General features: G+C 73.0%; 9 protein-coding genes. 5 read left to right on the top strand and 4 right to left on the bottom strand.

Annotation, left to right across the window (positions count from 1 at the left end; translation table 11 throughout):
• Positions 1-5 precede the first annotated feature (5 nt).
• Positions 6-1,778 (bottom strand): RICIN domain-containing protein, encoded by a 1,773-nt coding sequence (locus tag ACLVWQ_RS04030; protein ID WP_414106740.1) that lies wholly within the window; start codon positions 1,776-1,778, stop codon positions 6-8.
• Between the two features lie 505 nt (positions 1,779-2,283).
• On the opposite strand from ACLVWQ_RS04030, the gene sigJ reads away from it, so the two are divergent.
• The 5 genes from sigJ (at position 2,284) to ACLVWQ_RS04005 (ending at position 11,165) form a co-directional block, all read left to right on the top strand.
• Positions 2,284-3,243, top strand: coding sequence for an RNA polymerase sigma factor SigJ (sigJ, locus tag ACLVWQ_RS04025; protein WP_414106739.1), 960 nt, complete (start codon positions 2,284-2,286; stop codon positions 3,241-3,243).
• A 17-nt stretch (positions 3,244-3,260) separates the two neighbouring features.
• On the top strand, positions 3,261-4,913 hold the full coding sequence (locus tag ACLVWQ_RS04020; RefSeq protein WP_414107385.1) for a cytochrome b: 1,653 nt from the start codon (positions 3,261-3,263) through the stop codon (positions 4,911-4,913).
• 324 nt (positions 4,914-5,237) lie between these two features.
• The gene (locus ACLVWQ_RS04015; protein ID WP_414106738.1) at positions 5,238-7,646 is read left to right on the top strand and encodes a SpoIIE family protein phosphatase; all 2,409 of its coding nucleotides are present in this window, start codon (positions 5,238-5,240) and stop codon (positions 7,644-7,646) included.
• A gap of 151 nt (positions 7,647-7,797) precedes the next feature.
• Positions 7,798-9,072 (top strand): arsenic transporter, encoded by a 1,275-nt coding sequence (locus tag ACLVWQ_RS04010; RefSeq protein ID WP_414106737.1) that lies wholly within the window; start codon positions 7,798-7,800, stop codon positions 9,070-9,072.
• A 158-nt stretch (positions 9,073-9,230) separates the two neighbouring features.
• Entirely contained in the window at positions 9,231-11,165 is a 1,935-nt protein-coding gene (locus tag ACLVWQ_RS04005) for a glycoside hydrolase family 9 protein (protein ID WP_414106736.1), read from the top strand.
• A gap of 50 nt (positions 11,166-11,215) precedes the next feature.
• On the opposite strand, the gene ACLVWQ_RS04000 is transcribed toward ACLVWQ_RS04005, so the two are convergent.
• The 3 genes from ACLVWQ_RS04000 to ACLVWQ_RS03990 form a co-directional block, all read right to left on the bottom strand.
• Positions 11,216-11,863 carry an HAD-IA family hydrolase gene (locus ACLVWQ_RS04000; protein WP_414106734.1) on the bottom strand — a complete coding sequence of 216 codons (648 nt, stop codon included), beginning with the start codon at positions 11,861-11,863 and terminating at the stop codon, positions 11,216-11,218.
• Positions 11,860-12,891, bottom strand: a complete 1,032-nt coding sequence (locus tag ACLVWQ_RS03995; RefSeq protein ID WP_414106732.1) for an NAD(P)-dependent oxidoreductase — start codon at positions 12,889-12,891, stop codon at positions 11,860-11,862. The genes ACLVWQ_RS04000 and ACLVWQ_RS03995 overlap by 4 nt, the downstream gene beginning before the upstream one ends.
• 155 nt (positions 12,892-13,046) lie before the next feature.
• Positions 13,047-14,102: an aldo/keto reductase gene (locus ACLVWQ_RS03990; protein WP_414106731.1), complete on the bottom strand. Its 1,056-nt coding sequence runs from the start codon at positions 14,100-14,102 to the stop codon at positions 13,047-13,049.
• Positions 14,103-14,124 lie beyond the last annotated feature (22 nt).

The raw sequence follows: 14,124 nt of genomic DNA, 5'->3' as shown, positions 1-14,124 counted from the left end.
TACGGTCACAGCCCCGGGCCGCCGGTGAGCTCCGGCTCCGCCCGCGACACGGGCCCCTGCTCGACGGGGAGCCGGCCGGTGCGCGGCCGGGCACGGGGTGGGCCGGTGTCCGTAGCGGTCGTCCCCGGAGCACCGTCGGCACGCGTCCCGGCCGCCGCCGGGTCGGCGAACCGTGCGTCCCGGCCCGCTATCGACAGCGATCCCGGGGTCGCCTCGGTGGTGTCGGTGAGCCAGCGCTGTGCGTCGCCCCGGTCGCGGATCCTCACCACCACGTCCGCCTCCGTCTCGTTCGAGGCGGGGGCGACGGCGAGCCCCGCCTGCCACCGGGGCAGCAACTCGCCCTGCACGGTGAGGTCGTAGCGCACGTCGTCGCCCCGCTCGGCGGACGCGCCGACGCAGCGGCCCAGGACGACCACACCGGCGTCCACATGGGAGTCCAGACACAGCCCGGGTTCGGCGGCGCTGCGCAGCAGCCCGTCCCGCTCGTACGACCACTTCTGGGTGCCGGCCGCCGAGCAGGTGTCCAGCTCGGTGCCGGCGCCGACCTCGGCCGTGCCGCCCTTGATGTCGAGGCAGAGGTCGGCGTCGAGGTTGCGCAGCCGGGTCCGTACGGGCCCGGTCGGCAGTCCCGCCGAGTCGGGCGGGGCCGACGATCTGGCGGGCGGCGCCTGCCCGCCGGGCGCGAGGCTGCCGGACGCCCCGGCGGTGGCGGAGGGGTCGGCGCCGTCCCCGTCCTGCGACCACAGACCGGCGACCAGGACGGCCGCGATCAGGGCCACCGAGACCAGGCCGGCTCCGGTGACGACCGCCTTCGGGTACCGCGGGCCCCGGGAGGAGTGCCGCCCCTGCCCGGCGGAGCGGGCGAACGGGGGCAGCAGCCGGGGACGGATCCCGGCGCCCGTGCGTCTGCCGGGGTGACGGGCCGCGCGGACTCCCGAGTGGCCCCGGCTCGGCCGCGATTCGAGATAGCGGCGGCCGCCCCAGCCGAGCACGCCTTCGGCGAGCAGACCGCCGAGACCGCCCTCGAAATGACTCAGCTGTTCAGCCGCATAACGGCAGAAACGGCACGTCAGGAGATGCTGCTGAACATCGGGGAGCAAGGCACCGCCGCGCCGGATCGGAACATCCAGGAGTCGGTTGTAGTGACGGCAATCCTTGTTCGGCGCGAGTTCACGATGAGCCCGTACACAACCCTCACGGAATTTCTCGCGGGCCTGTTCGAGGGCCAGCGCCGCGGTGTCGGCGTCCATACCCAGCAGACCGGCTGGTACGGATATGTGCTCCGCCTCGACCTCGGTGTGCCAGAGCACGCACTGGTCGAGTCCGGGAAGCGCCTGGAAGGAACGTTCCGCGAGCTTGCGGTTTTCCGGTGTCATGGACTTCGTGACGCGCATACCGCGACCGCCGGCCGGTTTCCGGACATCGGGCAGCACCTCGGATATCCGGTCCTGCGCGGACCACGCCTTGACGATGTCCCGGACGGCCACCAGGAGCTGGGGGCGCAGGGCGACGGCGGACCCGGCGCGCCGGAGGCGTTCCAGCACCTGCTGGAAGGCGGCCGTGGTGACCATGGAGGCGACGTTCGCCGAGGAGGCGAGGCAGATGACCGCGTAGTCGTGGGCCGGCTGCCAGTGCCGCGCGAGCAACAGCGCGACCACGTGGGTGAGTTCGCCCTCCGGCTGGGTCCTGAGGAGTGCCGCGAGGCTCTCGTCGGATTCTCCGGGAGCGGCCCCGGAGCCAGGCGGATATGGCGGACGGGGCGGGTGAGGGGTGTGCACTGAGCGGATTCCTTCCAAGGCACAAGGTGGCACACAGGAGTTCTGACCGCCGAAAAAAGAAGCTCCTGGTTGGTGCGTACCTTTTGGGCTTGGCGCACGGAAAGCGGTCGGGACTTCGACCACTCGGAGTCCGCCGGCCGCGGACCTTTTGGGTCCGGCGGCACGATGAAATCCCGAACGCCGAATCAGACCTGACCATTGGCCATGTGCGGGGGAGTTCACCCTTGCACACCACACTCACCCCCAACAAGGCGCATGGGCCACTTCCGTGGCATCCGCGCATTGAAGGAAAGTCAGTGCCCATCTCGGCCAACTCTTCGCGAGGGCCCCCGCTTTCGTCCTGGTATTCGACGCCGCCCCCGCCACGCGAACGCGCGCTCAGATCTGCCGGGCACGGAGCCGGTCGGCGGCCGCGAGGAGACCTGCGTCACATTCTCGCGCGGCCTGTCACATCTCGGGCCGCCCGGCCCCTCGCAGTGGTGAGCGCGCCACGGGAGGCAGAGGCATGTCCGAGAGTCCGGCACCGGAGACCGACGAGGTAGTGACCACGGCGACCCGGTTGTTCATGGATCACCGCGAGCTGCTGTTCGCGATCGTCTACAACATGCTCGGCGCTGTCGCCGACACCGAGGACGTACTGCAGGAGACCTGGCTGTCCTGGTCCGCCGCCCGCAGGCGGTCGCCGGACCGGCACATCGAGAACCCCCGCGCCTACCTGGTGCGGGCGGCGATGAACCACGCCCTGACCCGCCGGGCGGCGGTCAGCCGCCGTCGTGAGACGTATGTCGGACCGTGGCTGCCCGAGCCGCTGGTGACCGAGGAGCACGAACAGGCACCGGCGGACGCCGTGGAGCGGACGCTGCGCACGGAGTCCGTCTCCCTGGCGATGCTCGTCGTCCTGGAGTCGCTGACCCCGCTGGAGCGGGCGGTGTTCGTGCTGGGCGAGGTGTTCGGGTACGCCCACACCGAGATCGCGGACATCATCGACCGCAAGCCCGCGGCGGTACGCCAGCTCGCGCACCGCGCCCGCCGTCACGTGCACGCCCGGCGCCCGCGGTTCGAGGCACATCCACGGGTGCGCAGGGAGGCGACCGAGCGGTTCGTCGAGGCGACGCTCGGCGGGGACATCGGCGCGCTGCTGGAAATCCTCGCGCCGGACGTGACGGTGTGGGCCGACGGCGGGGGCAAGCAGCAGCGGGCGGGGCTGCGGCCGGTGCACGGCCGGGACAAGGCCATCCGTCTGCTCACCGCCGGCGGCTCGCGGGGCGCCGGGCCGCAGCTGGACCTCCGCTACCGGCGCGTCAACGGCGACGACGCCGCGGTGCTGTTCACGGACGGGTCCCCGTACGCGGTCATCGTCATGGACCTCACCCCGGAGGGCGACCGGGTGTCCGGCGTCTACGTCGTCGCCAACCCCGACAAGCTCGCCCATGTGCGCCGTTCGGAGAGGGAGGCGGACGCGTGAGCACCACCGAGCGGCCCATGGACACCACCGGACGGCCCGGCGCGGCGGCGTCCGGTGGCCAACGGGTCGCCGACTGGTTCGACGGCCGCCTCGGCACCCACAGCCTCGGCAGGAAGTACCTGCGCAAGGTCTTCCCGGACCACTGGTCGTTCCTGCTCGGGGAGATCTGCCTCTACAGCTTCGTCGTCCTGATCCTGACCGGGGTCTATCTGACGCTGTTCTTCCACCCGTCGATGAACGAGGTGACGTACCACGGCGGTTACGTCCCGCTGAACGGCGTGCGGATGTCGGAGGCGTACGCGTCCACGCTGGACATCAGCTTCGACGTGCGGGGCGGTCTGCTGATCCGGCAGATCCACCACTGGGCGGCGCTGATCTTCATCGCCGGGATGCTCATGCACATGATGCGGCACTTCTTCACGGGCTCGTTCCGCAAGCCCCGTGAGGTCAACTGGCTGTTCGGCTGGACACTGCTGCTCCTCGGCCTGTTCGAGGGGCTCTTCGGCTACTCGCTGCCGGACGATCTGCTGTCCGGCACCGGCATGCGGTTCGTGGACGGCGCGATCCTGTCGGTGCCGGTCGTCGGAACGTATCTGTCGTTCTTCCTGTTCGGCGGCGAGTTCCCCGGGCACGACGTCGTCGCGCGCTTCTACTCGCTGCACATCCTGGTGATCCCCGGGATCATGGCGGCTCTGGTGGTCGCGCACGTCATCCTCGTCGTGTACCACAAGCACACCCAGTTCCCCGGCCCCGGCAAGACCGAACGGAACGTCGTGGGCGCGCCGTTCATGCCGGTCTACCTGGCCAAGGCGGGCGGCTTCTTCTTCCTGGTGTTCGGGGTGATCGCGGCCGTCTCGGCGGTCGCGTCGATCAACCCGGTCTGGTCGTACGGCCCCTACCGCGCCGACCAGGTGTCCACCGGGGCCCAGCCGGACTGGTACCTGGGCTTCGCGGAGGGGCTGGTACGGATCATGCCGGGGTGGGAGATCGACGTGGCCGGGCACACCCTGGTCCTCGGCGTGCTGATCCCGATCCTCGTCTTCCCGCTCCTGCTGGTCCTCATCGGCGTGTATCCGTTCGTCGAGTCCTGGGTCACCGGCGACAGGCGCGAGCACCACCTCCTGGACCGTCCGCGCGACCGGCCGGTCCGTACCTCCCTCGGCACGGCGTGGATCAGCGTCTATCTGATCCTGCTCGCGGGCGGCGGCAACGACATCGTGGCCACCCGCTTCCATCTGTCGATCAACACGGTCACCTGGGCCGTGCGGATCGGGCTGTTCGTCGTGCCGGTGGTGGTCTTCGCCGTGACCCGGCGCGTCTGTCTCGGCCTCCAGCTCCGGGACCGCGAACTGGTGCTGCACGGCCGCGAGACCGGCGTCGTCAAGCGGCTCCCGCACGGCGCGTACGTCGCGTCGCACCGGCCCCTCTCCCCCGCCGAACTGCACACCCTCACCCGGCACGAGCAGCCCCGCCCGCTGGACCCAGGCCCGGCCCAGGACGCGAACGGTGTGCCGGGCCCCGGCGGGCGGGCACCGGGCCTGCGGACCCGGCTCTCCCGCACGCTGTACGGCGCCGGTGCCCAGGTGGCGAAGCCGACACCCGAGGAGTACCGGGCGGCCCGGCACGACGGCGGGCGTCAGGCAGGCGAGGCGGGACCTCCGGACGGCTGATCCGCGGAACACCACCGGACTGCCCCAGGCTCCCCCGGGCTCCCCACGGATGACGCCCGGCAGGCGCGCGGCGCCCGCTCACAACTGCGCGTGGACGAACAGATTCTGACAGCGCGGCGCACACGCCCGTCGGGGCTCCGGTGCGCAGGCTCCGTCCCTCCCGGCACATCGGCCTGGATCCCGGGGTGGCGGACGGGCCCGGCAGGGCGGACCGTGGCCGGGGCGGGAATCGGTGCGCGGTGTGCGCAGGGGCCCGACGCACTACCCTGGACCTCGCGTGACGCACCTGTTCACCGTGAGTGTGCCCAATGGAGTGGCGGCGATGTGAGGAGCCACAGCGAGACACCGGGCGACAGCCCGGACTACCCGTTCGACAAGACCTCCACGGCGCGGGCCGTCATCGACGGTGACGGCGTCGTCGTCGAGTGGAGCGAGGGTGCCCGGCGGCTGCTCGGCCACGCGTCGGCCGACGCCGTGGGCAGACCCGCCGCGGACCTGCTGGCACCGGGCGCCGAGGTGCCCCGGCCCCCGTCGGCCGGGCACCCCTGGAACGGCACGGTCGCACTGCGCCACCGGGACGGCCGCACCCTTCGGGTCTGGCTGCTCGCGCACCGGCGGCGGCCCGAACTCGACGACGGCGGCTGGCTCGTCGTGACCCCGCTGGAGAGCGACGCCCCGTCGGCGCAGGACGCGTCCCGCGCCGCCGCGTTCCTGGACCAGTCGCCCTGCGCCACAGCGATCTTCGACGAGCGGCTGCGGCTGCGCAGGGTCAACGCGGTGATGGCGCAGTCCATGGGGCTCCCGGAGGAACACATCCGCGGGCTGCGGATCCCGGAGATCGGCGGCGGACCGCGGAACGAGGAGCTCGAAAGGCACCTGCTCCAGGTGCTGCGGACCGGGCGGCGCGCGGACGTGGAGACGTGTCTGGACGGCGTCCCCGACGACCGCTCCCGGGTCTGGCTGGCCCGGATGGCGCCGCTGACCGACGCCGAGGGCCGGGTGCGCGGCGTCTGTCTGTCCGCCCACGACCTCACCGAGCAGCACCTCGCCCAAGAGCGCCTGCAACTCGTCAACGAGGCGAGCGTCCGGATCGGCACCACCCTCGACGTCACCCGAACGGCGCAGGAGCTGGTCGATGTCTGCGTCCCCGCGCTCGCCGACTTCGTCAGCGTCGATCTCATGGATCCCCCGGACCGCGGTGGCGAGCCGCACACCGGGCCGGTCCTCGCCCCCGTCAGTCTGCGCCGCGCCGCCCAGCGGTCGGTGAACCCCGGCGATCCGGAGTCCGTCGTCAAGCTGGGCCAGCTCGACGTCTATCCCGCCGGCTCACCGCAGGCCGACTCCCTGGTGGCCGGCCGGCCCATCGCGGCCGCGGACCCCGGGACCACGCTCTCCGGGTGGCTCGCCTGGGACCCGCAGCGCGCCGACCGCGTACGGCGGCACGGCATCCACTCGACGATGTCCGTGCCCGTCCGGGCCCGCGGCGCGATCCTGGGGGTCGCCGTCTTCACCCGGTTCGGCCGGCGCGGTCCGTTCACCGCCGACGACGTGCTGCTGGCCGAGGAGGTCACGGCCAGGGCGGCCGTCTGCATCGACAACGCCCGCCGGTTCTCCCTCGAGCGGGAGACCGCGATCGCCCTGCAGCGCAGCCTGCTGCCCCGGACGCTGCCGCACACGGCCGCCGTGGAGGCGGCCTCGCGCTATCTTCCCGCGGCGCGGGCCGGGGTCGGCGGCGACTGGTTCGACGTGATCCCGCTGTCGGGGATGCGGGTCGCCATGGTCGTCGGCGACGTCGTGGGCCACGGGGTGCAGGCGTCGGCCACCATGGGCCGGCTGCGGACCGCCGTACGGACGCTCGCCGACATCGACCTGGCACCGGACGAACTGCTGACCCACCTCGACGACCTGGTGGTCCGGCTCTCCGGCGAGGCGGGCGGCGAGGAGACGACCGGCGAGCTCGGCGCCACGTGCCTGTACGCCGTCTACGACCCGGTCACCCGGCGCTGCACGCTCGCCAGCGCGGGCCATCCGCCGCCGGTGATGCTCCGGCCCGGCGGCCCGCCCGAGGAGATCGACGTACCGCCGGGGCCGCCGCTCGGCCTGGGCGGGCTGCCGTTCGAGTCGACGGAGCTGAGGCTCACCGAGGGGACCGTGCTCGCCCTCTACACCGACGGCCTCACCGACAGCCGCGACCGTGACCTCGACGAGAGCCGCGCCCTGCTGTGCCGGGCGCTGGCCCGGACCTCGGGTTCCCTCGACGAGACGTGCCACGACATCCTCCAGTCGCTGCTGCCGCCCGCGGGCGCCCCGGACGACGTGGCCCTGCTGCTCGCCCGCACGAAGGGCCTGCCGACCTCCCAGGTCGCGACCTGGGACATCCCCGCCGACCCCGCTCTCGTCGGTCCGATCCGCAAGCAGGTCGTCCAGCAGCTGGACGTCTGGGACGTGAGCGAGGCGGCGTTCACGACCGAGCTGGTGGTCAGCGAACTCGTCACCAACGCCATCCGGTACGGCGAACGCCCGATCCGGCTGCGGCTCATCCAGGGCGCGGCCACGTTGATCGTCGAGGTGTCGGACTCCAGCCACACCGCGCCGCATCTGCGCCGCGCCAAGACGTTCGACGAGGGCGGCCGCGGTCTGCTCCTGGTCGCGCAGCTCACCCAGCGCTGGGGCAGCCGCCACACCACCGAGGGCAAGACGATCTGGGCGGAACTGACGTTCGCCGAGAACTGACGTCCGTGAGCGCCGGGCCGCGAATGCGGCGGCGGTGAGCATTCCGCCGTGTTGCACACTGTTCGTACGGAGCCGGGCATACGAGAACACGGGCGCCCCGCGCCTGTTTCAGTTCCCGCTCCCCGAAGGACGACCCCTGAGCTCCACACTCATGACCGCTCTTTCCGCCGTGCTGCTCGTGGCGGTACTGGCCGGTGCCGTGATCCGGCCGTTCGGCCTGCCGGAGGCCACCGTGGCCGTCCCGGCCGCCGGCCTGGTCCTGGCCACCGGCGCCCTCTCCCTCGACCACGCGCGGGCCGAGGCCGAGTTGCTCGGCCCGGTCGTCGGCTTCCTCGCCGCGGTGCTGGTGCTCGCCAAGCTCTGCGACGACGAGGGTCTCTTCCGGGCCTGCGGCGCCTGGCTGGCCCGTACGTCGAAGGGGCGGCCGCAGCGTCTGCTGGCCGCCGACTTCCTTCTCGCCTCGGTCATCACGGCCGTGCTGAGCCTGGACGCCACGGTGGTCCTGCTGACCCCGGTGGTGTTCGCCACCGTGGCCCGGCTCGGCGCCCGCCCCAAACCCCATGTGTACGCGTGCGCCCACCTGTCGAACACGGCGTCGCTGCTGCTGCCCGTCTCCAACCTCACCAACCTGCTGGCGTTCACGGCCAGCGGTCTGAGCTTCACCCGGTTCGCCCTGCTGATGGGTCCCGCGTGGGCCGTCGCGGTCGCCGCCGAGTACCTGGTCTTCCGGCGCTTCTTCGCCGACGACCTCGTGGACCGTCCCGGCGACGTCCCGGCGGAGGGCTCGCCGGGACCGGCCGGAGCCGCCGGGCCCGAGCCCGTCGACGTGCCTGTGTTCGCGCTGGCCACGGTCGCCTGCACCCTGGTGGGCTTCGTCGTGGCGTCCGCGCTCGGTGTCGAACCGGCCTGGGCCGCCTTCGCGGGAGCCCTCGTCCTGGCCTGCCGGGCGCTGCTCCGCCGTCGCACCACCCCGCTCGCCGTCGCACGGGCCGCCTCGCTGCCCTTCCTCGCCTTCGTCCTGGCCCTGGGCATCGTGGTGCGCGCCGTGGTCGACAACGGCCTCTCGGACGCGCTCGGCCACCTCGTCCCCGACTCGGCGAGCCTGCCCGCGCTGCTCGGCATCGCCGTCCTCGCGGCCGTGCTGGCGAACCTCATCAACAACCTCCCGGCGGTCCTGGTCCTGCTGCCCCTGGCCGCGGTGGCCGGACCCGGACCGATCCTCGCCGTGCTGCTCGGCGTGAACATCGGCCCGAACCTCACGTACGCCGGTTCGCTGGCGACCCTGCTGTGGCGGCGGATCGTCCATCAGCACGACCACGAGGTCGATCTCGGCGAGTTCACCCGGCTCGGCCTGATCACTGTGCCCGCCACGCTGATCCCGGCCGTGGCGGCCCTGTGGCTCTCGCTGCGCGTGTTCGGGACGTGACATCCACACCGGGAGAGCTCGTACGGGTGAGGTCGTGCGCTGAGCATTGACGCTATGACATGGTCATGCAATGCTCCGTTTTGGGAGCGCTCCCAGCATCCTGCCGACCCCATCAGCCGGCATTCATGGACTCCGTTCCAGGCACCGGGAGGCGCTCCATGCTCACGTTCCCGCCCGCGCACCGCCGACGCCGCGGTGAACGCCGCACCCCACGGAAGACCCCAGGACGCGCGACGGCCGTGCTGCTGACAGCCGCGCTACTGACGGGCGGACTGGCGCTCGCGCCCGGCGCGGCCGGGGCGCAGTCCTCCTCGACCGAGCCGGGGAACCTCACCGGCCCCTCCACCGCTCTGCCCGGCGGCGCCCCGTCGGCCGCCCCGTCGGATGGTTCCGCGGCGGCCTCGCCCGTGCGCGTCAACCAGGCGGGCTACCTGCCGGACGGCCCCAAGCGCGCCACCGTGGTCTCCGCGGCCACCGAGCCGCTGGCCTGGCAGTTGCTCGACGCCTCGGGCGCCGTGGCCGCTGCCGGCCGGACCGTCGTCCACGGCACGGACGCCGCCTCGGGCGACGCCACCCACCTGGTGGACTTCTCCGCCTACCGCGGGACGGGCCCCGGGTACGTCCTGGTGGCCGACGGGCGGAGCAGCGCGCCCTTCGACATCCGCGCGGACCTCTACGACGGTCTGCGCTCCGACGCGATGGCCTTCTTCTACCACCAGCGCAGCGGCACCCCGATCGAGGCCTCGCTGGTGGGTCCCGCCTACGCACGGCCCGCCGGACACCTCGGGGCCGCCCCGAACCAGGGCGACACCGACGTGCCGTGCCAGGCGGGCGTGTGCGACTACACGCAGGACGTACGGGGTGGCTGGTACGACGCGGGCGACCACGGCAAGTACGTCGTCAACGGCGGGATCTCCGTCTGGCTGCTCGTCGACTCCTTCGCACGGGCCCGGCGGGCCGGCGCCGCGTCCGCGCTCGGCGACTCGACCCTGCGGATCCCCGAGCGCGGCAACGGCGTGCCCGACGTCCTGGACGAGGCCCGCTGGGAACTCGACTTCCTGATGCGGATGCAGGTACCCGCGGGCAGGCCCTACGCGGGCATGGCCTTCCACAAGATCCATGACGCGGCCTGGACGGGCATCCCGACCCGGCCCGACCTGGACGCCCAGCCGCGCGAGCTGCACCGCCCGTCCACCGCGGCCACCCTCAACCTCGCCGCGACGGCGGCCCAGTGCGCCCGTGTCTTCAGGCCGTACGACGCCGCGTACGCGCGGCGGTGCCTGAGCGTGGCCCGCACGGCGTGGACCGCGGCGAAGGCCAACCCCGCGCTGTACGCGCCCGGCACGGACAGCACGGGCGGCGGGCCCTACGACGACACGCAGGTCACCGACGACTTCTACTGGGCGGCGGCCGAGTTGTACGCGGCGACCGGGGAGCGCGCCTACCGGGACGCGGTCACCTCGTCGCCCTGGCACACCTCCGCCGGGGCGCTCCCGCCGACCGGCTTCAACTGGGCCGACACCGCGGCGCTCGGCCGGCTGACCCTGGCGACCGCGCCGAACAAACTGCCCGCCTCCGACATCAGGCGCGTACGGGCCTCGGTGACGGCCGCGGCCGACGGGTACCTCACCACGATGGCCGGGCAGGGCTACGCGGTGCCCATCCCCGCGAACGGTTATGTGTGGGGTTCCAACAGCCAGGTCACCGACAACGCGATCGTGATGGCCACCGCCTACGCGCTCACCGGTCGACAGCGGTACCGGGCAGGCGTGCTGGAGACGATGGACTACCTGCTGGGCCGCAACACCCTGGACCTGTCGTACGTCACCGGCTACGGCGACACGTACGCCCGCAACCAGCACCACCGGTTCTGGGCGCACCAGTACGACGCCTCGCTGCCGAACCCGCCGGCCGGTTCCCTCGCGGGCGGCCCCAACAGCGGTCTGCAGGACCCGGTGGCGCAGGAGCACCTCGCCGGGTGCTCCCCCGCGGCCTGCTACATCGACGACATCGGCTCGTACTCCACCAACGAGGTGACGATCAACTGGAACGCCCCGCTGGCCTGGCTGGCGGCCTTCGCGGCCGAGCGCTGACCGCGCCGCGTGCGGCAGCCGGGCGGTGACGGTGGCGCGGTGGGCCGCGGTCAGGAGCGGAGCAGCCGCGCCGCGCCCAGGTCGAGTACGCCGTCGTGCCAGGTCAGGCCGCGCAGATCGCGTACGACGACCGGGGCGTCGGTGTCCAGTGCGCGCCGTCCGACGCCGATGACGTACGCACCGGCCGCCGCCCCCGCCGTGGCGCCCGCGGCGCTGTCCTCCAGGACGACGGTGTGCGCCGGGGCCACACCGAGCCGCTCCGCCGCCGCGCGGTAGCCGTCGGGGGCGGGTTTGCCGTGGCTGACGTCGTCCGCGGTGATGAGCACGGGCGGCAGGGGCAGGCCCGCGGCGGCGAGACGGGCGCGGGCAAGACCGGTGACTCCGGAGGTCACCACGGCCCAACTGCCCGGTGGCAGGCCCGTCAGGAGGTCCAGCGCGCCGGGCAGGGCGGTCGTGGTGGCGGCCGCCTCGATCTCCAGCCGGTCGATCTCGGCGAGGGCGGCGGGCCGTTCCCCGGGGTCGGTCACGAGGAGGGTGACGGTGTCGGTGGAGCGCCGGCCGTGCACCATCGCCGTGACCTGCTCGGCGGGCAGCCCGCGGTTCCTGGCCCACCGGCTCCACGCCTGGTCGACGCCGAGGTCGGAGTCGACCAGGACGCCGTCGTTGTCGAAGAGGAGACCTTCGCAGGCGATCTTCATGTACGGGCCTCTCGGGCGACGGGACGGTTGCGGTAGCGGCCGACGAGTTCACGGGCGGCGGTCTGCATCCGGGCGGGCGGCAGCCCCTGGGCCAGCAGGGTCAGGTCGTCCACGACCATGTCGCCGATGCTCAGGAAGGCGTCCGGGATGCCGCCCGCGCGGTGGGCGGAGAGCACCAGGCCCTCCAGGGCGCGGGCGGGGTCGTCGGCGGCGACGGGCTCGTCGGGCCAGACGTCGATCCCCGCGAGCAGGCGGCCCTCGGCGACCCGGGCGAGCAGCGCGGGGAAGTCCACGACGGGTGCCCGGCTGACGAGGACCAGCCGGGCGCCGTCGGGCAGCAGCGCCAACTCCCGCTCGCCGAGCAGGTGGCGGCTGTCGTCGGTGACGGTGGCGAGCACGAAGACGAACGTGCTGCGGGAGAGGGTCTCGTCGAGCGTGGCCGGTACGAGGCCCTGCTCGCGCAGGACGGCGGGCGGCAGCCAGGGGTCGTACACGCGCAGCGTCGGCCGGAAGGCGGCGAGGAGCGGGTGGAGGGCGCGGCCGAGGTTCCCGAATCCGACCAGCCCGACGTCCGCGCCGCGCAGCAGCACGGCGTCGGCGTTGCCGTCGAGGACGTACCGCTCCCGTCCGGCGCGGAAGGCACGGTCCTCGCGGCTGATGCCGCGTGCCAGGTCGAGGGCGAGTCCGAGGGCGTACTCGGCGACGGCCTGGGCGTAGGCGGGTCCGCAGCCCAGCACGTGGATGCCGCGCCGGAAGCACGCGTCGTAGTCGACGTTCGGGAAGAAGTTGCCCTCGACGTTCAGCAGGGCCCGCAACTCGCCCGCGCGGGCCAGGCGTTCGGCGGGCAGGTCGGGCTGGCCGACGACCGCGAAGGCAGCCGGCAGGGCCCGGTCGAGCGCCTCCTCGGTGTCCGGCTCGACGACGGAGAAGCGTGCGTGGAGCCGGGCGAGCGCGTCCGGCCCGAAGATGCGTTCCCTGGGGTGCGGGTCGGCGCGCAGGATCACGAGCGGCTTGTGCGAGGTGCTCACGGCTCTCCTTGCATCCGTCACGGTCTCCTCGCGTGCGCACCCGGCGGGCGGGTACGCGGCGGGAGCGGGCCTCGGCCCCACGAAACGTTAGCCCGGCGCCGCCCGCCTGGCAGCAGGGCGGGGCGGGCCGGGCCGGGGCCGCGTGGCCCGCGTGGTCAGGCGAGAGGGGTGACCGGGCCGATGAACCTGCTCACGTCGCCGCCCAGGAGATTCTCCCGGATGCTCGCGTTGATGCCGTGCGGGACGCCCGGTTCGACGGCGCTGACCTCGTCGAGCCGGGTGTACTGCTTGTCGGTGAGCGTCACGTCGAGGGCACCGAGGTAGTCGTCCAGCTGCGCCGGTGTGCGCGGCCCGACGATCGGGACGAACGTCGCGGCCGACCGCTCGCCCCGCTCGCGCAGCCAGGCCATCGACACCTGTGCGGCGTTCGCCCCCGTCTCCTCGGCGACCGCCAGGACCGCGTCGATGACGGCGGTCCGCCGGCCGGTGGATTCCGGCGTCACGAACCGGCTGGGGTCGGTCGCCCGGCCTTCGCCTCCGGTGCGGTACTTGCCGGTCAGCAGTCCGCCGGACAGCGGTGACCACAGGTTCACGGCCAGGCCGAGACTCTCCGCCATCGGCAGCAGCTCGCGGTCGGCGGTCCGCTCGATGAGGCTGTACTCCGTCTGGATGCCGACGATCGGCGCCCAGCCGCGCAGGTCCGCCAGGGTCGCCGCGGCCGACACCTGCCAGGCCGGGAAGTTCGAGAGCGCGACGTGATGGACCTTCCCGGAGCGCACCAGGTCGTCCATCCCGCGCACGATCTCGTCGATCGGCGTGACGCCGTCCGGGAAGTGGACCCACAGCAGGTCGAGGTGGTCCGTGCGCAGCCGCTTCAGGCTCGCCTCCACGGAGGCGGCGAGGTTCTTCCGGCCGCCTCCCGTCAGCGAGACGTGCGGCCGCTCGGTGTCGCTCGCGGCGTACTTGGTCGAGACGACGAAGTGGTCGCGGTCCACGGCCAGCAGGTCGCCGAGGATCTCCTCGGACTGCCCTGCCTGGTACATGCCCGCGGTGTCCAGGAACGTGCCGCCTGCCTCGGCGAACCGGTCGAAGATCACGCGGGCGTCCGCGGCGTCCGTGCCGCTGGACCAGAGTGTCCCGAAGTTCCCGGTGCCGAGGGCGTATTCGGAGACCCGCAGGCCCGATCGGCGTCCGAATGTCGTGTAGCGCATGAAGGTCTTCCTCACAGTGGGT

Source organism: Streptomyces sp. CWNU-52B, from assembly GCF_047444975.1.
Taxonomy (GTDB): Bacteria; Actinomycetota; Actinomycetes; order Streptomycetales; family Streptomycetaceae; genus Streptomyces.
The sequence above is the reverse complement of the archived record's forward strand: the minus strand, read 5'-3'. Positions and strand labels throughout refer to the sequence as shown.